Source organism: Haloferax sulfurifontis ATCC BAA-897 (assembly GCF_000337835.1).
Classification (GTDB): domain Archaea; phylum Halobacteriota; class Halobacteria; order Halobacteriales; family Haloferacaceae; genus Haloferax; species Haloferax denitrificans.
Map to the genome: position 1 here is coordinate 69,094 of NZ_AOLM01000029.1, position 21,313 is coordinate 90,406.

General features: G+C 56.8%; 20 protein-coding genes and 4 pseudogenes. 13 read left to right on the plus strand and 11 right to left on the minus strand.

Annotated features, from left to right (window positions below; all coding sequences use genetic code 11):
- Positions 1-260: 260 nt before the first annotated feature.
- Positions 261-1,184, minus strand: coding sequence for a winged helix-turn-helix domain-containing protein (locus tag C441_RS18600; RefSeq protein ID WP_007276504.1), 924 nt, complete (start codon positions 1,182-1,184; stop codon positions 261-263).
- A 141-nt stretch (positions 1,185-1,325) separates the two neighbouring features.
- Between C441_RS18600 and C441_RS18605 the strand changes: the two genes are divergently transcribed.
- The 4 genes and pseudogenes from C441_RS18605 (at position 1,326) to C441_RS18620 (ending at position 2,919) form a co-directional block, all read left to right on the plus strand.
- Positions 1,326-1,685 (plus strand): MarR family transcriptional regulator, encoded by a 360-nt coding sequence (locus C441_RS18605; protein ID WP_007276505.1) that lies wholly within the window; start codon positions 1,326-1,328, stop codon positions 1,683-1,685.
- Positions 1,682-2,022: pseudogene (locus C441_RS20610) on the plus strand (PemK-like protein). The gene C441_RS18605 and the pseudogene C441_RS20610 overlap by 4 nt, the downstream one beginning before the upstream one ends.
- Before the next feature lie 81 nt (positions 2,023-2,103).
- Complete coding sequence (locus tag C441_RS18615) at positions 2,104-2,406, plus strand: hypothetical protein (RefSeq protein WP_007276507.1); 303 nt, start codon at positions 2,104-2,106, stop codon at positions 2,404-2,406.
- Positions 2,407-2,919 carry a hypothetical protein gene (locus C441_RS18620; RefSeq protein ID WP_007276508.1) on the plus strand — a complete coding sequence of 171 codons (513 nt, stop codon included), beginning with the start codon at positions 2,407-2,409 and terminating at the stop codon, positions 2,917-2,919.
- A 528-nt stretch (positions 2,920-3,447) separates the two neighbouring features.
- On the opposite strand, the gene C441_RS18625 is transcribed toward C441_RS18620, so the two are convergent.
- Together C441_RS18625 and C441_RS18630 are read right to left on the minus strand one after the other, a co-directional pair.
- Positions 3,448-4,653: a threonine synthase gene (locus C441_RS18625; RefSeq protein ID WP_193363607.1), complete on the minus strand. Its 1,206-nt coding sequence runs from the start codon at positions 4,651-4,653 to the stop codon at positions 3,448-3,450.
- 308 nt (positions 4,654-4,961) lie between these two features.
- A complete protein-coding gene (locus C441_RS18630) occupies positions 4,962-5,204 on the minus strand; it encodes a hypothetical protein (RefSeq protein WP_007276510.1) in 243 nt (80 codons plus the stop codon).
- Positions 5,205-5,418: 214 nt separating this feature from the next.
- Here C441_RS18630 and C441_RS18635 point away from each other — a divergent pair, with 214 nt between their 5' ends.
- Both C441_RS18635 and C441_RS18640 read left to right on the plus strand, forming a co-directional pair.
- Positions 5,419-5,772 (plus strand): hypothetical protein, encoded by a 354-nt coding sequence (locus tag C441_RS18635; protein WP_007276511.1) that lies wholly within the window; start codon positions 5,419-5,421, stop codon positions 5,770-5,772.
- Entirely contained in the window at positions 5,769-6,182 is a 414-nt protein-coding gene (locus C441_RS18640) for a hypothetical protein (RefSeq protein ID WP_007276512.1), read from the plus strand. Before C441_RS18635 ends, C441_RS18640 begins: the two co-directional genes overlap by 4 nt.
- Here the strand turns inward: C441_RS18640 and C441_RS20430 are convergent.
- A complete protein-coding gene (locus C441_RS20430) occupies positions 6,154-7,707 on the minus strand; it encodes an HNH endonuclease (protein WP_007276513.1) in 1,554 nt (517 codons plus the stop codon). The genes C441_RS18640 and C441_RS20430 overlap by 29 nt on opposite strands.
- Positions 7,708-7,846: 139 nt before the next feature.
- On the opposite strand from C441_RS20430, the pseudogene C441_RS20435 reads away from it, so the two are divergent.
- The 4 genes and pseudogenes from C441_RS20435 to C441_RS18670 all read left to right on the plus strand — a co-directional run.
- Positions 7,847-8,245, plus strand: a pseudogene (locus C441_RS20435) (transcription initiation factor IIB family protein); the annotation flags it as partial.
- A 77-nt stretch (positions 8,246-8,322) separates the two neighbouring features.
- Positions 8,323-8,835 carry a winged helix-turn-helix domain-containing protein gene (locus tag C441_RS18660; protein ID WP_007276515.1) on the plus strand — a complete coding sequence of 171 codons (513 nt, stop codon included), beginning with the start codon at positions 8,323-8,325 and terminating at the stop codon, positions 8,833-8,835.
- The gene (locus C441_RS18665; protein WP_007276516.1) at positions 8,832-9,284 is read left to right on the plus strand and encodes a hypothetical protein; all 453 of its coding nucleotides are present in this window, start codon (positions 8,832-8,834) and stop codon (positions 9,282-9,284) included. Before C441_RS18660 ends, C441_RS18665 begins: the two co-directional genes overlap by 4 nt.
- Positions 9,285-9,286: 2 nt before the next feature.
- A pseudogene (locus C441_RS18670) lies at positions 9,287-10,107 on the plus strand (SWIM zinc finger family protein).
- A gap of 43 nt (positions 10,108-10,150) precedes the next feature.
- On the opposite strand, the pseudogene C441_RS20440 reads toward C441_RS18670, so the two are convergent.
- Positions 10,151-10,647, minus strand: a pseudogene (locus C441_RS20440) (DUF7342 family protein).
- A gap of 212 nt (positions 10,648-10,859) precedes the next feature.
- Here C441_RS20440 and C441_RS20445 point away from each other — a divergent pair.
- The 3 genes from C441_RS20445 (at position 10,860) to C441_RS18690 (ending at position 12,236) form a co-directional block, all read left to right on the plus strand.
- The gene (locus C441_RS20445) at positions 10,860-11,063 is read left to right on the plus strand and encodes a hypothetical protein (RefSeq protein ID WP_007276519.1); all 204 of its coding nucleotides are present in this window, start codon (positions 10,860-10,862) and stop codon (positions 11,061-11,063) included.
- 7 nt (positions 11,064-11,070) lie between these two features.
- Positions 11,071-11,733: a DUF6735 family protein gene (locus C441_RS18685; protein ID WP_007276520.1), complete on the plus strand. Its 663-nt coding sequence runs from the start codon at positions 11,071-11,073 to the stop codon at positions 11,731-11,733.
- Positions 11,734-11,807: 74 nt separating this feature from the next.
- Entirely contained in the window at positions 11,808-12,236 is a 429-nt protein-coding gene (locus C441_RS18690; RefSeq protein ID WP_007276521.1) for a hypothetical protein, read from the plus strand.
- Between the two features lie 85 nt (positions 12,237-12,321).
- Here C441_RS18690 and C441_RS19390 read toward each other — a convergent pair whose 3' ends face one another.
- The 6 genes from C441_RS19390 to C441_RS18710 form a co-directional block, all read right to left on the minus strand.
- Positions 12,322-14,667 (minus strand): PAS domain S-box protein, encoded by a 2,346-nt coding sequence (locus tag C441_RS19390; RefSeq protein WP_161618831.1) that lies wholly within the window; start codon positions 14,665-14,667, stop codon positions 12,322-12,324.
- 1 nt (position 14,668) lies between these two features.
- Complete coding sequence (locus C441_RS18695; protein WP_049920715.1) at positions 14,669-15,736, minus strand: ATP-binding protein; 1,068 nt, start codon at positions 15,734-15,736, stop codon at positions 14,669-14,671.
- Between the two features lie 31 nt (positions 15,737-15,767).
- Positions 15,768-17,261: an ATPase domain-containing protein gene (locus C441_RS18700; protein WP_007276524.1), complete on the minus strand. Its 1,494-nt coding sequence runs from the start codon at positions 17,259-17,261 to the stop codon at positions 15,768-15,770.
- Positions 17,258-17,629: a HalOD1 output domain-containing protein gene (locus C441_RS19655; RefSeq protein WP_152420751.1), complete on the minus strand. Its 372-nt coding sequence runs from the start codon at positions 17,627-17,629 to the stop codon at positions 17,258-17,260. Before C441_RS19655 ends, C441_RS18700 begins: the two co-directional genes overlap by 4 nt.
- Positions 17,619-18,230 (minus strand): response regulator transcription factor, encoded by a 612-nt coding sequence (locus tag C441_RS19395; RefSeq protein ID WP_083874964.1) that lies wholly within the window; start codon positions 18,228-18,230, stop codon positions 17,619-17,621. The genes C441_RS19655 and C441_RS19395 overlap by 11 nt, the downstream gene beginning before the upstream one ends.
- Positions 18,231-18,341: 111 nt before the next feature.
- Complete coding sequence (locus tag C441_RS18710) at positions 18,342-21,170, minus strand: GAF domain-containing protein (RefSeq protein ID WP_007276526.1); 2,829 nt, start codon at positions 21,168-21,170, stop codon at positions 18,342-18,344.
- Positions 21,171-21,313: the final 143 nt, after the last annotated feature.

Genomic DNA, 21,313 nt, shown 5'->3' on the forward strand with positions numbered 1-21,313 from the left:
TAATCTGGGGATTCAGTAGTTCCTCACGAACCCCACGTTCTACCTACTCACGCTCAGATCGTCATTGAGCGACGTTCTACACGCCCATCGGTTACCGTGACGGTGTCTTTCTCTTCCAGCCGCCTCACAATATCCTGTACGTCCGCTGCAGGCCAGTCGAGCCCTGTTGCAGGTCAGCCACCGATTTCGGTCTGTCGAGCGCGTGAAGCACTTCGAGCTCTTCGTAGACGCGCTCGGGTATGCGCTATCGAATCGCGCCCTCATAGCGTCACCTCGTACTCCTCAGCCAGTTCCTGGAAGTCCTCCCACTCAGGAAGGCGAGATGTCCGTTGGGCATCGCTGGTGTCGAGATACGTGCAGAGGTCGTCGACGGCGTTGTCGACGCTGTACTTGGTGGCTTGGGCTCGGAGTTCGTTTCGGTCGATGTCGACGTGACTGAGCAGGAGCAGGCAGTATGACTGCGTTCGTGGGCCGGAATCGATCACAAGCATGTGGCAGCACAACATCTCCGGTAAGAGCTCGCTCGTCGCCTCTGAATAGAGGTAGTGTCTACGGTCACGTGCCAAGAGCGGGAGGCCGTATCGCTGGAGTTGATCTGGGCCTGTCGGGATGAAGTGTTCGTCAGCGATTTCTATCGTCGTCTGCACAAGGAACTCGCCCAGAGACTCCCACAGAATCGTGTAGGCGTCGGTCTGTTCTTCGACAGTCTGACGGTGGACGTGATGGGCAAGCTCACGAGCGAATACGCTCAGCTGTTCGAAGCCGTCATTCAGTGCGTACGCGCCGTCGTCAGTTTGGTAGACGATTCCGCGATGTTGAAGCGGGGCTAGCGCACGGTGGACGGTACTTCTGTGGACGTCGGCGCGGCGTGCGAGTTCGGTCGCGGTCCGTGGGGTGTCGAGGTAGTAGCACACACGGAGGGCTGCCCCTGACAACAGCTCCGGCCAGTCGATGTGTGAATACTGCTGTGTGAGGTTCGTGAGTAACTCGAGGGCCTTTGCGTCCGACAGTCGAATCCGCTTTGTTTTCCCCTGTCGGCGTGTCTCGACGAAGCCAGTCGTTTCGAGCCGCTCGACGAGTTCTGAGGTGTAGCTGAGACTCCGATCGAGATTCGTCGCGAGTTCAGAGACCGTCTGCTCACCGTGGAGGGCTGTAAGGGCGCGAACCTCGCCTTCTGTGAGCATACTGTTGCATACTAGCGAACCAATATATAAATCAGTTCGGTATTTTGCAACGCAGAGCCGATTCCGTTGAGATGGAGATACTCCAACCCAATGAAGCAAACACACTAAACAACTATTTTCCAACAGTCCCAACACTAGTCTATGTCGAGCGGCACCATCGATATCGACGAGTTCGAAAACGCCGACGCCGACGAATTCGAGGAACGGACCGACACCGAGCAGATCGTGCTGTTCCTCGACGACCACGACGACCGTGCATGGAAGGCGGCGACGATCGCTGAGCGACTCGGGTTGGACACGGACGCTGTGAGTGCAATCCTGTCGCGATTGAAGGGACGCGGGCTCGTCCGGCACAAGCGCCCGTACTGGGCGATCACGGACAACAAGGAGCGACTTCAGTCAGCGTACCGGCTTCACCGACACCACGAGAGTGCAGCCGAACAATACGGCGAAGAGCGTCTCGAGGATCTCCGGACCGACCAGATGGAAGAGGTACAGTGACTGCGTTCGAGGATCTGGAACGCGGCGACATCGTCTGGGGGGCCGATCCGCTCTCGGAGAAAGGTCGGCCGCTGCTCATTATAGGGGCCCCTCAATTCCCGAACCATGGCGTCAGCTCATTACTGTCTTGATCTCCACGAAGACGTACCACGAGGAGTCACTCACGCTCCGGGACGACGACTACGCGGGCGACCCACTCGGGGAACGAAGTCACGTGCTCCCGTGGTCGCTTGCGACACTCAACAATGCTGCCGACGTCGAGTACTATCTGACCTCGCTCGTTGACGACCGCACAGAAGATGTAGTGGGCCAGTTGATTGGCTACATCACTGACTGATACCTGCCTTGTCCGGCTCGAGTGAGCCTCACATCGTACACACGAAAACGGCTAAGTTCGTTGGCTCACAATGTACACATCATGAGCACCGAGAAGAAGCGCGTGCAGTTTCGGGCCCCCAATCGGCTCATCGACCGGGCTGACGCACTGGCCGCAGTCCTCGGCGAAGACCGAACAGACGTCCTCGTGACCGCGCTTCGGGAGTACCTCCAAGACGCCGCTCACGACGACACGCTCGTCCAGGAAATTGCCGACGCCTATTACGACGGTGAGATTACCTTCGAGCAGCTCAAAGCACTCGTCGGCGCCGAAGAGGCGGCCAACCTCCGCGTGTTGAAACAACAGTTGGACGAGAACTTTATCGACGAGGTCGCCGACGTATAGATGGCGCGGCTTATCGCAGATGCCTCCGCCCTCGTCAGTCTCGGAATCGTTACTGACGACGACCCCGATCCACTGGCACTTTGTCTTTCTCGGTACGAGGTCGTCGTCCCAACGGCGGTCATCGATGAACTCCGCGAGATTGCCTCCTACGATGACGTCCATGGGCACGCTGCGTCCGCCGTCCTCAACCAAGCGGAGTCATTCACAACACAGTCGGTCGACCTCGATGCCGAGTTTCCGCTCGATGATGGTGAAAACGCGGCGGTCACCCTCGCGAACGAGCTCGATGCTGCGCTCTTCCTCTGTGACGAGTTCAACCAACTGGGTTTGATCCACGCCTCACTCGCTGATACCCGACTCGTCACGACGCCAACAATCCTCTCGGTTCTCGTTCGAACTGAACACCTCTCAGCTGCCGAGGCACGCCTGCTCCTCGATGCCATCAGCGACGCCCGTAGCTGGGGGGCGAACAGTTACGTGCAGCGAGCTCGCTCGTTGCTCGAAGAGCCCTAATTCTACATAATTCGATTTTAACCGAAATGGCTCTGTGAAATCCTCAGCCGCTGATAGGTTACTGAGGCCGTGCTGAATACAGAGCGCGAGTCAGTCAGAGGAGGGGCACCGATATTGACCGAGATGAATCGGCCACTATAATAACAGTACCATACTTTGATACATCTTGCCTACCCACGTCTCATAGTGATAATAAAACGAAAAGAGGACCAGATGTGGCACTTCGCAGAAAACACTCGCTGCGGATGGGCAGACCACTACGCGACACACAATCTGTTCACTTCAGAAAAACAGGTCGATTCCATATCAGAGCTTCCCTCAGACTTTTGCGGGGAATGTGAGAAACGAAGGGGTATCGATTCTAATCGCTAAGTAGTGCCATTTGACGGTTGAATCATCAATCAAAGCATGAATCGATTGCCAGTTCCCCGCTGATTACACCCTCTGGCTGTGTCACACGGGTTCTATCCGGTTCTAAGGATTTCAACAGAGCCACTGAAATATATCTCTCGACCCGAACCGCGAGCGCTACAGGGCGAGCAGCGACTCGAGCCGATCCTGAAGAGCGTCTCTGTGGACCGTCTCAGTCGCGACCTCCGCCTCGCTGGTTCCCATCTCCTTGAACCCCGTCCCGGTCGGCACGAGAACAACGGACTCATCAGCGGCGATATCGCCGCGATCCGCGAGGCGCGACACGCCTGCTAGCGTCGTCGCGGACGCCGGCTCGACGCAGAAACCGGCATCGACGGCAAACCGGCGCTGAGCGGTCCGTATCTTGTCGTCGGTAACGGAGACGACGGCGCCGTCAGTGTCGCGAACTGCGGCGAGCGCGCGGGCGCCGCTCGGTGGGTCTGGGTTACCGATCGAGTGAGCGATCGTGTCGTCGGTCTCGTCGGGCAACAGCGGTGCCGGATCCGTCTCTCCGGCCTCGAACGCCCGCGTCAGCGGGTCGGCGGTCGCGGTCTGGACGAGACACAGGCGCGGCGGCTCCTCGATCAGTCTCGCGCGCTCGAGGTCCCGGATTCCGAGCCAGATCCCCGAGGCGAATCCACCGGAGCTCGCAGGCAGCGCGATCACGTCGGGCGTCGCTGGGGCGAGCGACTCGTAGATCTCGAATAGTGCCGTTTTGTATCCGCTGATGCGGGTGGGCGCGTCACTCACGAGCACGTCGATCGGGAGGCGTTCGGACAAGTCGAGCGCGTCCCCGTACAGCTTCCCGTAGTCGCCGGCGACCTGTACGATGGTCGGCTCGTACTGAGCGATGAGTTCCAGCCGCACTGACGAGGTCCGCTCCGGGACGAACACGACGCACTCCCGATTGAGGCTCGCCGCGTGGGCAGCAGTGCTGATCGCCATGTTCCCGTACGAGACCGTGCCAACGACGTTGTCACTGGTCGCGACCGTGTGAGGGACGGCAACCGCGCTCCCGCGGTCCTTATACGCGCCGGTTGGGTTCTCACCCTCGTCTTTGACGAACACCCGAGCGCCCGCGGCGTCGTCGAGTCCGGGGCTTCTGACAAGGGGCGTGCCGCCTGCGGCTCGCGCAACGCCTTCGGGCCGATCGATCGGCAACAGCGCCTCGTACCGCCACATCCTGTCCCGGTCTCGACAGTCGCCCCATGAGAATGCCGTCGGGTCCGTGTCGACCCAGAGCGGTTCCCCGCAGGCGCACCTGACTCGGGTGCCATCGTCGTAGCGCTCCCCACAACGGTAACAGCTCAACGAGAGAGACATAGCGACGCTGCGGGGGCCGGAGACATATGCGTTCGCTTGCGGTTTCGAACGCCCGAGCCAAAACGCCCCGCCGACATGCGGGCGAGTCGAGACTTCTCACTACTGACAAGGGCTACGACTGTAACTGGCTGCGTGAAGACCTTCGCGATCTCGGTCTTCGACCGCTAATCGACCACTGCATCAACAATATTGGTGGCGAGTGTGGGAGACACGTCTGCAGACCGACTGAGTGACTGCGACGCCGACGTTGTTTGTGTTCCTCTTGGCGGGGAAATCGATGGATACTGCTCCATCAGCGGCGGTGTGGATTAGTCGTCGGGGTGGTCGAAACCGTTCTTGAGGTCGTCGAGGTCTCGTTCGAGACGGTCGATGTGTGTTTCGAGTTCGTTCACGCTCATGAGTGCGAGCCGAAGGAACTCGTCATCACGCTCAGGCATGAGCGGAAGCTGGCTTGCGGCCGCGACTGGATCATCGGCCTCGTCGGCGCCCTTGCGGACGAGTTCATCGCGTGCGGCACGCAGTTCACGTCGGAGGAGTTCAGCGTCATCCATGGTGATGTACGTATCCGGGATGCAGCCCGCTACGAGCCCACAGGGGGCGAGGTCGTGCGGACCGCGTCACCGAATACGTGGTTTTCTGACCAACGGGTACGAACGCATGCTCGTTCTGTATAGTAGGGTCGGATAAGTGCTTTCTGTCGGCCGAGAGTGGACACGCCGTGGACCCATCCACACGATTTAGGCGCATGCCAGCCGACTTTGACGTATGGAGTGTCCGGACTGTGGTGAGCCGTACGTCTCTCGAGAGGTCGGCCCCGGGCGGCCGCCATCGACGCCCCTTGCCAACGCAATTCTCGATACCGAACAGGGTGAAGAAGTCATTCTCCACAGGCAGTGTTGGACGTGTGGCTGGAGTGAGGACCGCCACGTCGAGGTGGCCGCGATCGAGACGGAGCACGGCGATCCAGAAATCGTCGATCGTCAGCAACGGCTAAGCGAACTGGTCGGAATTCTTGAGGCAATTGAGGATACTGAGATACTCGACTCAGTGCTTCACTACGTCCGCCAGCAACGGTCTGAGGGCGATTCGGTACCATCGTCACTGGAGGAGGACCCGTGACGGAGACTGACGCGCCCTATCCAGTCAACGAGGCGACAGGGAATCCAGCCCACTCATCGTTCGAGGACGTTTGGTGTCTCATGCGCGCTCGTGGGCACAGCTCGCATGCTAACCAACAGGACGCCCACTTCGACGAGATGATGACGGACGTTCTTGCCCGCTATGACGAAGGGACCATCCGGGCGGTCGCACATCGCATTCTCGTCGAATTGTCTCCCTTTCGGACAGCAACCATTGACCTTGACGTGGAAACTGTTGATGGCGTCCGAGTTGGGACAATCGCCGTCGGGACGCTCCGGGAGCTACACGACTCGACAGATACGGCTGCCTCGACCTGCTCGCTTCCCAAACTGGCAACTAGACAGTGCCTGAGGCAGGATATTATGTGGGATTTGATGGGTGGTCTGTAGCGTCGGATCGGGAGACGATGTTTTCGTTGTGGTAGGTGAGGTGTGTTGTGTCGAGTGTGTGGTCGTCACGCAGCATTAGTGAGCGGCCGTCGATACTTCGGTCGTACGGGTGGCTAATTGTGAGTGTGTCGGCGTCGACTGCGATGACGCCGTTGTCGAAGTCGGCGTGGTGGTTCGGGCAGAGGACGAGCATATTGTCCGACGTGTCTGGTCCGTTGTGTGGGTTGCCGAGTGGGTGGATATGATGGACTTCGGAGAACCCGGTGCCGTCCGGTCGGGCGCGTCGGTCACCACATACTTGACACCGATCACTGTACAGGGCTTTCAGGTCGGTGACTATCTCTTGATCGCGGTGGTGGCGATCGACAACGGTGAGGTACTGGCCTGGTGTGTCGGTGAACGCCGCTTGCTCTAGTGTGAGCGATTCGGAGTCGTCTGTGGGGTCGTTCGGTTCCAGTTCGGGGCCCGAGGACATCGTTTTTGAGGGTGGTTCTGTTAGTGCATGCGGGTCGCTGGTTTCGATATCGTCTTGCCAGAGATCGGCGAAATGCTGTGGCGTGTACTCGCGGTGTCTGGCTTCGCCACCAGAGAGCGCTGCGACTTCATCTAACGCGGTGAGTATCTCGTAGAATCCTTGCTTTGTGAGGTGGTCACCGGCGTCGAACCGTGGGAAGACTGCATCGTCAAGGACAGCTGCGGGTTCTGCGGCAACGAATAACTGCGGGTAGAGGACTTCGAGGATGCGTCGAATGGCCCCAGGACCGGTGAACACCATGTTGAGGGTGTTCGTTTTCGAGGAGTCACCGACGCGGAGGTTATAGTCGGCGCAGAACTGCTTGACATGCGCTATGAGTGTTGAGTTGACACCGCCGCAGTAGAGCCGTGCCGTTGGTTGAATACCGTACCCAATGGTATGCTCATCATTCTTGGCGACACTTGCCCGGAAGCGACCGGCACCGTCAAACAGGCCGGCGAGGTATTTAATCGAGTAACTGCCCCGGAACGACCCGTCGGGAAGTACGGGGATATCGACGGTGTCTGTATCGATATCGTGGTCTGCTTCGATGTCGCTCGGTGCTCGGTGATGGATACCGCGGGGTCGCCATCCGTATCGCAACTGGTCACGGATTCGCAGGAATCGGTAGATTCGTTGTGGACCCAGGATCTCCCCGTCGAATTCGTCTGAGAACAGTCCCGTGACAAACCCGAGTTCCCGGACGAGCTGTGTAGACTGACCTGCGAGGTAGTCTTGCAGGTCAGCGAGTTCACTAACGAATTGCATTCGGAAGAAATCACGACTATCTGCCCGGTTAATATAGTTGTACTCGTACCCTTGGGATTCAAGAAAGATACCGATGAGGTTCCCGCGCAGCTCTGAGTTGTACGGATAGAGTCGCAGTACTGGATGTACGGTGAAGTGGCCGTCTTCGGTTTCTGAAATCGGGAATCGAACACGCCCGGTCGCATCTAGGAGGCCTGCAATGTATGACGGCGGGAAATCAAAATCAGGTTGCGAGTTACTCACAGGTTGAGTATTATCGAATCCCCTAGATAACTGTTGGTAGCCGACAATTCAGTGTAAATCGGGACACACAGCTATAGTAGCGTTTGCAATTATCTGCCCACTTGATCCGGCGGGACAGTGATACAGCGACGCTTTACTGGAAATCGGTCGCGGTACCGACGCGAAGGGGAACGAGATCCCCGGGCAGAAGCGACGGCGCCTCACACGGGTGCGCTGTGAGCAGACTCGGGGCCGCTGGTAGTCGAAAATGGAACGGAATCTCGCCCACGTCTTGGGCGAAGTGCGTCGGTTGGCGAGTTCGCTGGAGCTCCCCGATTCGGTCCGTGACTAGTCCTGTCAGCTCTTCCGGAGCGCCCAGACCGAGGAGCGCAGCGTCACGACGGACGTCCATCCGGCTGGGTTCGCAGCGGCCTGTCTCTACAAAGCGGGGCAGGAACATGGCCAGTGGGTAACGCAAAGCGATGTCGCGGCGACAGGGAACGTCACACCAACCACAGTCCGGACGCATCACGAGACGTTAGAGAAGCATGTAGCCTGACAATGCTCGCCTACAAGCACCGAGTTCAGATAATTTCCTCACAAAACTATTTGTTCCTAGGCTGCGTAGCATCCAGTATGACCGAGACGTGGGACGACGTCAACGAGCAGGTCAAAGCGAACTGGAAAGACGACACCACCCCGTTCGAGCGGGTGTACGAAATCGTCGAACAAACCCACGATGGGCAATCGGCAGCCGAGATCGCCGAGCGGGCCCTCGTGAGCGAGCCGACGGCCCGTCGGCACTGTAAGTCGCTCGTGAACACCGGGTTCGCGGAGACGGAGCAAGACGGCCAAACAACGCTGTACAAGCGCAACAGCGACCGGGTTCTGATGTCCCGGATCCGCGAGCTTCGTGAGGAAGTCACTCGACCGGAGTTGCTCGACAGCATCCAGGAGATGAAGGCCGAGATCCGACGCTACGAGGACCGCTACGACGTGGTGTCTCCGGAGGAGCTCGTCCAGCAACTCGACGCCGGCGAGACGGACGGCTGGGACGACCTCACTGCGTGGCGCACGACGCGGCAGAATCTCGCTGTCGCCCAAGCCGCGCTCGCCTACGACGAGGCCAGCCACCAGCTCGCTGTATGAACGGTAACGACCGCGCCGGCGAGTTCGGGCCGATCTATCTTCCGGCACTCCAACGGATTCGTGATCTCTGGCTCGAACTCGAGCCGCTCGTCGACGAAACGGCGTATGATGATGTCGTCGCCCCTACGGAACTGCAGATCAGTCTCAGCGATGGGCTCGGGGACGCCGAGAGCGCTCGGCTCGATATCCAGTGGAGCGAACTGGGAATGTATTCGTTTCACTACGTCGATAACGACGACGTCAATTGGCGCTTCGATCGCCACCCGAATACACACTCCCCCGAGATCCATTTTCACTCTCCGCCCGACGCAGTCACGACGGCCGCTGAGCCGTCCTATATCGATGTGACTGAAGTCTCACTCGTGACGCGTGCCGTCCATGCGATGTGGCGAGCAGCGTACGAGGATGATGCACTGGATCGGCTGAATAGTGCGTCAAACCCACCGTAAAGATGGATGTAACCGAGGACGCAGTCCGGGACATCTGCACGGACGCAGTCTTCGAACGCGGCGAACGATACCGTGAGGAGGGCCGTATCCACGGGATTCACCGCATCGACACCACTGTAACCGCAGTCGTGAGCGGCAGCCGTCAGTACGATGTCCGTGTTGACCTCGCCACCAACGGGTTTGCCCCGTGGTGCGATTGTCCGTACGACGGGCCGGGAGCGTGCAAGCACGTCGTCGCCGTGTTGCTTCAGTGTGTTGACGACCGTCCTCCGGACGAAGGCGATCGCCTCGACACCGCACTCAACAGTGCCGACGCCGACGAACTCCGCACGTTCCTGCGTGATGAACTCGCGACCGATGCGGATCTCCGCGCCCGGTTTCTCGCCCGAGTCGGCGAGCCGACGAGACTGTCGGCTGACGAGCTTCGCGCCTCGATCGACCGGCGGTTCGAAGAGACAAACCCTGAGTACCACGTTGTCTTCGAGCCCATCGACTTCACGCAGTGGTTCGATCTCGCGAGCGAGTACCGCGAGCAGGAGCGGGACGCGTCGGCGGCGACCGTCTACCGGGCACTCCTTGAGTCGCTCGACGACAACATGGAGCGCGTCGACGGCGTGTACGACCACTTCTCGCGTGCGTTCAGTCGGGCACTCGACGGGTATGTCGACTGTGTCGCGGCCGCGGAGCGCGACGCTGATGCGGTTGCTGACGCCATCGGGTTCCTCAACGAGCGGGTGACATCGGGAACGCCGTTCCTCTCGGACACTTCGAGAAGGCCGCGGTCGAGCTTCGAGAGAAGCTGGGCGAGCAGTCCGACGAATAGCTGCGTCGCCCTCTGACGCCCGCAAGTTTGACGACCACGAAAATTAGTTTGTGTCGCGGTCAGCCACATCGATCATCTGTTCGCGAGCGGCTTCGACATCCGAGTCAAGCGCCAACGCGTGCTTGATGAGTCGGCGGTCTTCCTGGTACTCCTCCCAACGTCAATAACGTCTCAGTGTTCTCGGAGCCCGCCACTTGCGAGGTCGCCGTCGGCGAGCGACTGTTCGAGGTCTTCCGTCTCGACGTCGTAGGTCGCCTGCCACTCCTCGATCTCCTCGGTAATCGCGACCAATTCGTTCCGTAACTCCTCGCGCGGGTTCTCCTCGATGAGGGTGCGGATTTCCTCGAAGAGTAGGCGCGTGTAGTCCGGCTGATAGCGCGTCGTCTCGCCGGCCTCGACGCGGCGCAGCTGGCCTTGGTCGACGAGATTCTGGAGCCCCTCGTTGGTCGTGCTCCAGGCGGCGTCGACCTGTTCGCTGATCCAGTTAACCGACCGGGGTTCACGAAGTATCGGTTCAAGGCCCACGAGTCGATCCCGGATGAGGCGTGGACGAGACAACCGATCTGGAAGTGCTGGGTGTGTGGCTCTGATCGCTACGGCTCTAGTCTCGAGTAGCACTAGTACTGGGTATCGATTAACCAACAGCTTGCGGGTATCATCGAGTTTCGTTGGTTAAGATCTGACCTCCTCCAACCCCGACGCCAGTCCCGGTTGGGAGTCTTTCCGCGCCAGCGAGCGGCGACGCGCCTCCGATGGACCAACAGTTCAAGCAAAGGTACCGGATGCACCGTGTCCTCAGCAATCTCACCCGGCTTGACGTCGACCGGTTGGACGAGGCGGATCGAGAGCGAGTCAAGACCGCGAAAGATCTCCTAGAAGAGGTGAGCCTTCTCACGTCTGTTTATCGCCCCAAGAGGGGTGCGGGGCGATCCAGTCGCGATCGCCCCGTGAGGTGATTGCTCGATGGGACACCGCGCACTCGTTGCGTACGAACGCACAGACGGACAGTACACGCTCCACTACAGCCATTGGGGCGGAGCGAACCTGAAGCTCAAGCACCGAATCTCGGCTGAATCGCCGTTCGGTGGCGACGACACCGACTCCAAGTGGGCGGAACAGCTGCTGGCGGAGCTGGCCGATGGCCTCGAGGCAGATGCCGTCGACGGCTACCTCGCCGACGAGGATCGCCCGTCGACGGTCGTCGAGCCGAAGCCCCGTGCCACCGGGCTCACCCTCGACGAGATCGTCGCAGACCATCTCGACTACCTCCACCACGAGGCGTTCTTCGTGGTGTCGACGACGTTCGAGGTGACCGCCTATCGGACGCTGTGGTTCGGGCTACAGTACGACTCGGAGACAGTCGAACAGGGAGAGACGGTCGGGAACGGCGCACTCGCGACGGTGCGCTGGTACGACGGCGAACCGGTCGGCGATGGTCACCTGCAGGGCCAGTTCGCGGCCCTCAAAGACGTCGTCGGCGACATGATCGACAAGGGCGTCTTCACGCCTTCGACGGCGAGGCAGTACCTGAAACGGAAGCTGGCCGAGCGATTCGGAGACCGACAGGAGCTGCTCATTCCGACCGGGGAATCACCCTTCGAGAAGGCGAGCCTCAACCACTCCTAGTTCGATCTGCTTCGTGGCAGCTGCTGTTTTTCAGGGGTCGGAATGGGTGAGCCCCGCCGTAGGCTCGTGATTCGATGACCTCAGACGACAATCCGTTTCACGACTGCGAGTTGGACCCCGAAGCGATCCTCGGGACACACACCTTCGAAGATGTCCTGTTCACCGACCAGACGGAAACGCCGGTGAACGTGCTCACCGGCGAGACACCGGTACATTCGCAAGCAACAGTCGAGGAAGCGAAGGAGTTCGCTGCGAGTATCGACACGGAGACGCCCCAGATCGCGCTTCCGGCTTCCGTCGAGTCGCAGGTCGAAACACAGAGCAAGCCCTACACGGCGGCCGCATTCTTCCACTTCAAGGCGACTGGCTCGCTCGAACGCCACCGCGCCTACCATGCCGCCTACAAGGCGGACGCGTTCTCGGTCGATTTCGAGGCCGACTACGCGTCGGGCGATCTAACGATTACTGTCGAAGGAGTGTTAGAACACGCAGATACGGAATAGAGACGGGTTCTTACCCTCACTTGTAGCTTCCTCACCACTATGTGAGTCAGCGAAATGGGTTTTGACCGGGTTCACACAGTGCTGGTTAGTCACTAAGTGGGACTGTGATCGTAACTACACTTCCTCGGGGGTCGGCATCCTGAATATCAATTGTTCCACCCAGTTCCGTCACAACCCAATTCACAAGCCACAGTCCGAGACCGTTTCCATGAAGTAATGGTGATTCCTCGCCTTCACGTAAGACCTTCCGTTCGTTGGTTGGAATCCCCGGTCCGTTATCCCGAACTGTCACCGTCCCCTGCGGACTATTTTCTCGAAGATCTGTTTCCATAGCTACGACTACTGACGGATCTTCTGCATCATTGTGCTTAACCGCGTTTGTGATGAGTTCCTGAAGTGCTGTTTGAATCTCTATATTTACGGTGAGGGAGGTCTCTGGAAGTGACGTAGTGACTATGTCTGTCGGTGGTGAGGCGTCGGTTAGTGCCCCTTCAACAACTAGATCAAGTGGTCGCATTTCTTGCTCAGCAGAGCCATCTGAAAAGGTTCGTTCAATACGTCGTGCTTGTCGGCTGATTTGGAGAAGGTCGTCCACCGCCTGAGAGATTTGTTCGAGAGCAGGTTTGTATTCACTCTGTCCAGACTCAGCAAGTAGATCAGCAAAGCCCTCTATTACGTTTAGTTCGTTCCGGAGGTTGTGTCGAAGGACACGGTACAGCACCTGAAGTTGTTGCTGACGTCGGCGTTGTTCCGTTATTTCGGTATTAACTGCAACAAGATAGTCGATTTGGCCTGACCCCATAGTGATCGGCGCGATAGTCTGGTCGATATACTGACGGCGACCATCTTTGCGTCGATTGATGAGTTCGTTCTCCCATGTCTCCCCAGATAACACTGTCTGCCAAAGATTGCGATAGAACTCCTTGTCGTGCGCTCCAGATTTCAGGAGCCGTGGATTCTGTCCGATTACCTCCTCTTGACTGTACCCGGTCATCTCGGTGAAGGCAGAGTTGACGTACTCAATCGTACCGTCCGTCTCAGTGATGTAGACTGCGTGTCCGGCGTGTTCAACTGCCTGCTGGAATATCTGTGCTTCTTCCCTAGCCCGAATGTCAGCAATTGCCCGCCCGATCGTGTTTCCGAGATGTGAAAGAATATCACGCTCGTCGCCGACAAACGCGTTCTCGCGTTGGGTATACAAATTCAAAATACCAAAGATTTCGTCATCGTAGTAAATTGGGACTGCAGCAGTTGCTCGGACCCCAAACTCCGCTAACGAATCACGCCAGGGCTCCATCTCGGATGCCGTCGATACGTCTTGGACAGTACAGACTGACAGTGTTTCGAGTGCCTGACCAGTAGGGCCCTGGCTGGTCTCCGTTCCGTCAGTCGTCACGCTAACGTGGTCGAGGTACTCCGTCGCCTTCCCTGCCGTTGCATGGGGCTCAACGCGAGCGTGTTCTTCCGCACTTTCACCTATCCAAGCGAACTGATACGCCCCCGAATCGGACAGGTTTTGACAGACGGCAGTTTCGAGTTCGTCTCTACTCGAGGCCTGAACAACAGCTCTCGTCGTCTCGTGGAGTGTCCGATTGATACGATTCAGTTGTGCAAGCAGGTCCCGCTGACTCTCAAGTTGCCGAGACTGTTCCCGGCGCTCGGTTACGTCACGGATACAGAACACAACTCTCGAGCTATTCTGCACATCCAACGTACTCGCTGAAATCTCCGCCTCGATTTTAGATCCTCCTTTAGTCGTACAAACAAGGTCGTCAGTTCGGCCACGTCCTTCAGTTAGCACACGCTCTATGAACTGCTCATAGGCGTCGCCGTTTGTTGGGTGCAGGTCCGTTGAAACGGAAAGTGACCGAAGTTCCAACTCAGCGTATCCAAGCACTTCCCGGGCACGAGGGTTGCAGTCAAGGACCTGATCCCGTTCGGCATCAATAACGAGCATCGCGTCGTTGACTGATTCGAAAACGGCCCTATACTGTTTCTCGGTCCGTTCCAATTCGTTAGAAAGGTTCTTCGAGAGCCGTCGTCGCTCCAGTAAATTCTTGAGGCGGTGTTTGAGCGGTGACGGGTCGATTGGAACTGAAACCGTCTCGTCGATAATCTCCCATACTCCGCCTTCGAACGAAGAATCGTCCGTACTGTGAACGAGGACGATTGGATGGAAGGGCGGTTCGTTTCGACCTTTCCGGGACTGAAGCCAGTCGCGGTGACGGCCGAGTGCCGGTTCGTCAACGAGAAGGATATCGGTTTGGGAAGATTCTCCCGACGGTGAAACTCCATAGGGTGTGAACTCAGACAGTTCTTGAAACCACTTGGTTAACTGGCGACGGTTCTCGTCGTGTTCAAACAGGAGTCCAACCACAGCGGATTCCCCGGTCGGAGCAGAATCCTCAGCAGCTTGCTCATCGTTGTCCATCTTACGAACCCCCGTCGGTCCCGGCGGACTCAGAATCAGGCTGTTCGAAGAATACATCAGTGACCTCAAAACGCGCACCGCCGGTATCGCTCTCTGTTACGGAAACGGTCCAGTCGTGTGCGTCTGCGACCTGTTCAACGATGGAGAGTCCGAGCCCGGTGCCGTCTGACTGTGTACTAAACCCCGATTCGAAGATGCGTTCTCGTTTTGCTTCCGGGATTCCATTCCCGTCGTCGGCAACATAGAACCCATCGGCAAGTACTCCGATAGTGACTGTCACTGGTCTCTCGTTGTGATCCTTTGCGTTCCGAAAGAGATTCGTGAACAGTTCCATCAACGCACTTCGGTTCGCCCGAACGGAACACTGTCCATCGATGTCAACGACTAATTTTGATTCGCCCGAATCGAAGTCATCCCACGTTTCTCGGGCGAGTGTATCTACTGAAACCAGATCGAAATCAGACGCGGAATAGTCTTGGCGAACGAGCGTCAATACATCGCCGAGGAGGTCCTCAATACGTTCAAGTGCCCGTGCTGTCCGCTTTAAGTATTCGTCATCGCCATCCTCCCGAGCGAATTCAAGATTCCCCTGAGCGACACTCAATGGATTGCGAAGATCATGTGAGAGGATACTGGCGACCTGTTCTAACTGTCGACGTTCCCCATAATCGACCGACAACCGGTACAACCGAAGAAGCGATTCGATTCGTGGCCGGAGCTCAGCCATCGAAATCGGCGTCGTGATGACATCGTCGACGACCTCCCAGACCGAGGGGGCAATACGCTGGACATCACTTGAAGTGACGAGTAAACACGGCCGGATAATCGGTTCTGATGCTGTGCGTACAGCCTGGAGCTCTTCGTGGCACTGTTCGAGTCCCGGTTCGTCAACGATACAAAGTGCAAACTCAGATTCTGACGGTATCGAATCAGCCGTTGAAACGTGGTAGTCTGGCTGTAGCTCCCTCGCGAGCATCTGTCGATTGTTTTCGTGGCCAAAACAGAGGAGGACCTCTTCGCCTACATCGAACTGATTGGCCTCGTCAGGGGTGCAGGATTGATTCGGCATCAGAGTCCACACCCCAGAATCACGTCGGACATTAGCCCTCTGTCGAGGCATCATCGGACCATTCCGGTGTCCCTGAGAGAATCCCACGAAGGCCCGTCAACGGATCACTCACTTCGAGGCCGCTCTCCGTAATCTCGAGTTCACGAAGCGCACGTTCGAAGTCACTTGTCCGCTTCTTGAGAACGCCGGTAACCTTGCGGAGCTCTCCGCCGTATTCGATATGGCGGAGGAACAAAATGTTGTCTGCGAGATAGCTCACACCTGAATCGGTCGCACTGAACTCCTCCATTACTGTACTTGACTCATCAACTAGGACCACCGTTACCCCCATATTCGTGAGGTACCGACAGAGCGCGTGGAGTTTTCGTGTGAGATCCTGTTGGCCGCCCTGAATGGATAGCTGGTATCCCCGGATCCCGTCGATCATAACGATATCTCCACCATCCCCCTCAATCTCACGCCGGACATCTTGTGCGAACTGCTGAGGCGACAGGTCGAGGGGCTCCACTTCTTCAATGGCAAGCGTTCCCCGCTCCTCCATCTCCCGAATTGGGATGTCAATCGCCTCGGAACGGGTTCGAAGCGTTGGCGCACTCTCTTCGAAGAGGTACATCAGCGACCGCTCGCCCCGCTCAGCTGCTTCCTTCATGAAATGCGTCCCAAGCGTCGTCTTCCCCGCACCTGTGGGTCCGCTAATGACCGTCACAGTCCCTCGTTCAATGCCCCCATTTAGCATCTCGTCTAAAGCTGGAACCCCGGAGGAGATCGACTCTGACTCGAACTGTTTGTCGTGCTTGCCGGGATGAAGTTCCGGGTAGACTTCGATGCCCGCGTCAGTAATTTCCATCGCGTGATGCCCGTCCTGAACCGAGGAGCCACGGAATTTCGGCACGTCGATGGTGTGGCCCATCGCCGAGTCCCCGAGTTCAATCGTGCCGTCGCTCATGAATTGTAAGTCGTCGTCAGGCTTTGCGTCGGTGGCTTGCGTCGTGAACAGGACTGTCGCTCCGTTTTCGCTGAGCATCCGCATGAACGAGAGCGCCTGTTTCCGAAACTGGTACTCATCGCCCGTAAGATACCGGAGCTGAGTGATCGGATCGACGAACACACGGTCGGGTTCTAGTTCGGTTACTTTGTCCGAAATAGATTCAACGAACGGATCCCGTTCCACCTGACTCGACTCAAAGATGTCGTACCCCTGATCGTCTGTAAAGAAGTCAGATTTGGGACTCAAATCCAAGAAGTCAATGCCCGTAAGGTCAAAGCCGAGTTGATCTCCGTTCTGTTCGATATCTTTAATTTCCTCTTCGAGGTTGATGAACAGCGACGTCTCCCCGTTCGCAGCACCCGTAGTGAGGTAGTGCAACCCAAGAATGGTTTTCCCCGTTCCTGGCCGCCCTCGAACCAGGTAACTCCGCTCTGGGATAAGCCCGCCACGGAGTATTTCATCAAGTCCGGAGATTCCAGTGGAAATGCGACTGACTGTTCCCTGCTCCTTCGTGGTTGTATCAGTAGTGTCGTTCATTCTCTTTCTGAGTCCTCTTGTTTGGGGGAGATCACGATCTTACCGTCAGCGTGAACCGTCACAAGAAATTCACAATATGGAAAGATGATTCGGCCGGCCCTCCGGTCCCGTTCGTTGTTTCCGGTTGGCTCAAAGAGTTTGTCCAGGGCGTCCGTATCGATTCTGTCAAAGAGCGGAGGGAGACTTGTGGAGTCAACATCGGAAATCACCTCAATGATAACGGCAAGCGTCGCACTGAGCGACTGGTCCGATTCCCACTCGTATGCTGCTAAATATGTCTCGGTCGAACGATGGTACCGAACACGAGCGGTCTCTGTTTCTATAATCTCGTCCGCTTCACGTGAAGGCGTCTGATTATTATTCACCATATGAATCACCTCCAGTATCGTCTCCGAGTCGACGTACGATTTCGGCGAAATCCCTGTCATCGAACTTCCCGTTCACCTCCGCCGCAGTCTGCTCAAGTTCCTCAATCCGAGTTTCAAGCCGAGCAAACTCCTCGCTCGACGAACGTTCTGATTCGCTAAGTTCCGACTCTAAATGAACTCGTTTCCTCGTGAGCGCGTACAGCTCTCGAACAGCCCCCTCGTAGTTCCGCTGGTTGTCGAGTCGGCGGACTCTTTCGAGTAGTTCGTCCTTCTGGATTGGTTTGACGAGGTAGTCGTCCAGTGGCATCTCGACGATGTCGAGATCTGGATTGACTGCAGTAACCATCGCCTGACGACACTCTGGATAGTTCCGGGAAATCCAATCCAGGACCGCATCACCGGACTCATCCGGGAGTCGGCGGTCAATAAGTGCAATATCTACGTCTTGATCAAACTTATCACGTGCTTCAGCTGCGGTATACGCGGTTCGAACGCTATATTCGTCCGAGAGCCAAACTGAATATAAATCGGCAAGTCCCTCTTCGTCCTCAAGAACCAGTACGGTTGTCTGGCTGTCGCCAGATTCTGGAGAAGTGGACATGAAGGGATGTATGCCATCTGTAGAGTTCCAGTGTCAAAAGCTATGGGCTGATATATCCAAAGAAGATTCTAGGAGTGGCCAATATATCCACACCCTCCGATTGTGGAATGGTTACGCGTTCCTTACCGAATCCGAAGGGTAACTGCTTCCGAGGATTGTATCCAATAGTTTTCGTTCAGCAGTCCGAAGATGCACGTTAAAGGACGACGAGGAAATATCCATCTGCTCCGCAAGTTCTTGCCCGCTAAGACCCTTCGGCGACTCGAAATAGCCCCCGTGGTACGCGAGTTCAAGTGCCTCACGTTGCCGATCCGTCAGATTCTGAAGAGCTTGGTCGCCGACTTCGCTCTGCCGCTGTGGATAGTCAGTCAGGTCATCGGTTCCAAGAAGGGCCGAGTCAGGATACTCAGTCGAAACGATATCCACAACCCGATGAACGGGTATGGTCGGCGGCGTCACAAGCCGGACGCGAACACCGTCTTCAACGTCCCCCCCTATACTCTCAAGACGAAGTCCATACCTCGCCAAGATGCTGGCGATAAACATCTCAGTAATGGTGATTTGGAAGAGGAGACCATCGTCAGACCCACCGACTTGCGTGATTGACGAGATGGCGGTCGCTTGCTCAGCTGCCTCAATAAACTGCTGTGCTGAACAATTATGAACACGCACGAAGACCGTTGCTTCGTCACCTTCCTGCTCGCGGAGCCCTTCGAACAAAATTGTGCAACGGCAGTCTTGGGCAATGCGGAGCAGTGGACACGCCTCGGATTCAACGCTAAACCGGACCGCAGTCCCTTGGCGGGACATAATTGCATTCGTCCGTTCCACCTCCTTAACCGCATACCCCATAATTTCACCCCAATCAGTGAGAACACCCCGAATTCGATCCGTGATAGCATCCCGGTTCTCAGCATAGAGTGTTAGAACGCCGTATAGAACATCCTGGTACATGATCGGGACAGCGATAACCGACGAAAAGTTCCGGCTGATCGCCTCGCGCCGCCACGGCTCCTGCTGGACATCGGTTGCAGTGTTACTGACAATCGTCGGGTTATTTGTCTGAGCAGTTTGAACCGCTGGGTCGGCAGCCATATTGTCGAGCGTTAGTGAACATGAATCGAGGTAGCCCTGGTCACGACCGACCCACGTTCGTGGGATGAGCTCGTCGCCCTCAGGAGCGAGTTCACCGACCCATCCGAAAACGAACGGATCAGTCTCGCTGAGAAGCTCACAGACCTCCTGTTCAAGCTCATTCCGCGTCTCGGATTGGATTGCAATTTGGGTCAGGTTCCGAATTCTCGTATTGAGTTCTTCAACGTGTTCTAGCGTTTCCGTCCGTCTCTTCAGGTCTTGTTCACGACGTCGAAGTTCCTGCTCGCGGTTGACTCGGGTAAACACTGATTCCGCGTTCCGCGCTAAAAGTTCGAGGAGCCGTTGGTCTTCTTGGTCGAATGTGGCGGCGGTCGTCGAACCGCAGATAATGACGCCGAACTCTCCGATCGGGACGATGAGCTGACTGCGGATCGGAGTATCTGGATTGTACACCTCCTTCCGAGAGCGGACATCATCGACACGGATAGCTTCGTTCGTGAGGAACACTTCACCGGCGAGACTCTCTGTAAGTGGAAGAGACGGAAGGTCGCCGATGACATCCACAACATCGTCGGAGTATGCAACTGGTGACAGTGTTCCGGCGTCGGTATCGACAAGATTGACTGAGACGAGTTGTAGGTCGAGAGTGTCAACTGCCGTGTCAACGATCGTCTGGGCGATTTCTGAGTCGGTTGTTGCCCGCACAAGTTCACCGGGATTTTCGTGGAGTTCTTCTAGCGTGTTTTCGTACCAGACATAATCAGAAAGATCTCGAAACAAGGCGTGAACGAGCGTCCCTTCGTCCTGATCGATCACAGAGGCCGCAATCTCGACAGGGATACGAGTGTCGTCGTTGACAACATAGATCTGGCCGCCGTTAGGGAGATATCGTCGAGTCCCTCCTTCATTTGCGTGCTGTCGGATGCCAGCTTTGTACTGCTCTTCCTCTTCGCTCGGATGGATTGTGAGCATGGAGTCGCCGATGAGCTCTTCTCTGGACATCCCGGTCAATTCTTCAGCACTCTCATTCATCTCGTGAACTGTTCCAGTCTCGTCGCCCACGAATATCGGCACAGGAGCGTTTTGAATAAGGGATTTATATCTGTCTCGTGCCGCTTGCAGCTCTCGTTCACGGATGATGCGTTCTGTCACGTCCTGTGAAACGCTCATCCCGGCGACGACGTTCCCCGAATCGTCCTGAACAGGTAGCACCTGTACCTCAAAAAAGCGACCCTCGAGAGGAAGTGTAGTTACGTTCATTTCACCATCAAGCGCCCGACGAAAGAGAGGGCTGAGCTGATCTGCGTTTTCTTCAGGAAAGACATCTTGTAACCGATTGTCTCGAAGATCTTCCGGAGAGAGGTCGACTTCTTCAAACGCTGGACCACCGACGATTCGAAAGCGGAGGTCCTCGTCGAATAACGTAATCAGCCCATTTGGAAAGTGATCTACAAGCGTCCGATAGGGTTCAAGTTCGTGATCGAAGAGGGGGATAGTCTGTGGGGCCGTAAGACGCCCAATCACAATCGTCTGATCGCGATTCTCAACAACGTCGATCCACGCAATCGAACGACACTCACCCTCCGCACTACGGATTGGGGTTTCACATCCCTCGAAATCTCGGTCTTGCGTGATTGCCTGCTCGAAGGTTTGAAAAGCTGTGGCCTGCTTCTCCTGTGGAACTAGTACGTCAAAGATATTGGAATCAAGAAGAGCATCTCGATCATAACCAAGTTCGTCGGCCAACGTTATATCGCAGAACTCCACATCTCCTTCCGCAGTTACGAACAGCGAATTCGAAGAAAGCTGATCAAGAGCAGTCTCAAAGACCTGACGCCCCAGCATTACCCAAAGCGAGGGGATGGGTATACTTGTATCATCGGTAGGGAGACCTGAGACCCAGAAAAAATTCTCTACAGAGTATAGTCATTCCAAATGATTACCACCACCGTAGTTTTTTCGCGCCGAAAGGAAGCGGCGCGCGTCGT

Excerpts from the sequence above, each read along its gene's own strand:
- C441_RS18600 (WP_007276504.1), bottom strand. The coding sequence starts at position 1,184 with ATGCTCACAGAAGGCGAGGTTCGCGCCCTTACAGCCCTCCACGGTGAG.
- C441_RS18605 (WP_007276505.1), top strand. The coding sequence starts at position 1,326 with ATGTCGAGCGGCACCATCGATATCGACGAGTTCGAAAACGCCGACGCC.
- C441_RS18615 (WP_007276507.1), top strand. The coding sequence starts at position 2,104 with ATGAGCACCGAGAAGAAGCGCGTGCAGTTTCGGGCCCCCAATCGGCTC.
- C441_RS18620 (WP_007276508.1), top strand. The coding sequence starts at position 2,407 with ATGGCGCGGCTTATCGCAGATGCCTCCGCCCTCGTCAGTCTCGGAATC.
- C441_RS18625 (WP_193363607.1), bottom strand. The coding sequence starts at position 4,653 with ATGTCTCTCTCGTTGAGCTGTTACCGTTGTGGGGAGCGCTACGACGAT.
- C441_RS18630 (WP_007276510.1), bottom strand. The coding sequence starts at position 5,204 with ATGGATGACGCTGAACTCCTCCGACGTGAACTGCGTGCCGCACGCGAT.
- C441_RS18635 (WP_007276511.1), top strand. The coding sequence starts at position 5,419 with ATGGAGTGTCCGGACTGTGGTGAGCCGTACGTCTCTCGAGAGGTCGGC.
- C441_RS18660 (WP_007276515.1), top strand. The coding sequence starts at position 8,323 with ATGACCGAGACGTGGGACGACGTCAACGAGCAGGTCAAAGCGAACTGG.
- C441_RS18665 (WP_007276516.1), top strand. The coding sequence starts at position 8,832 with ATGAACGGTAACGACCGCGCCGGCGAGTTCGGGCCGATCTATCTTCCG.
- C441_RS20445 (WP_007276519.1), top strand. The coding sequence starts at position 10,860 with ATGGACCAACAGTTCAAGCAAAGGTACCGGATGCACCGTGTCCTCAGC.
- C441_RS18685 (WP_007276520.1), top strand. The coding sequence starts at position 11,071 with ATGGGACACCGCGCACTCGTTGCGTACGAACGCACAGACGGACAGTAC.
- C441_RS18690 (WP_007276521.1), top strand. The coding sequence starts at position 11,808 with ATGACCTCAGACGACAATCCGTTTCACGACTGCGAGTTGGACCCCGAA.
- C441_RS19390 (WP_161618831.1), bottom strand. The coding sequence starts at position 14,667 with ATGGACAACGATGAGCAAGCTGCTGAGGATTCTGCTCCGACCGGGGAA.
- C441_RS18695 (WP_049920715.1), bottom strand. The coding sequence starts at position 15,736 with ATGCCGAATCAATCCTGCACCCCTGACGAGGCCAATCAGTTCGATGTA.
- C441_RS18700 (WP_007276524.1), bottom strand. The coding sequence starts at position 17,261 with ATGAACGACACTACTGATACAACCACGAAGGAGCAGGGAACAGTCAGT.
- C441_RS19655 (WP_152420751.1), bottom strand. The coding sequence starts at position 17,629 with ATGGTGAATAATAATCAGACGCCTTCACGTGAAGCGGACGAGATTATA.
- C441_RS19395 (WP_083874964.1), bottom strand. The coding sequence starts at position 18,230 with ATGTCCACTTCTCCAGAATCTGGCGACAGCCAGACAACCGTACTGGTT.
- C441_RS18710 (WP_007276526.1), bottom strand. The coding sequence starts at position 21,170 with ATGCTGGGGCGTCAGGTCTTTGAGACTGCTCTTGATCAGCTTTCTTCG.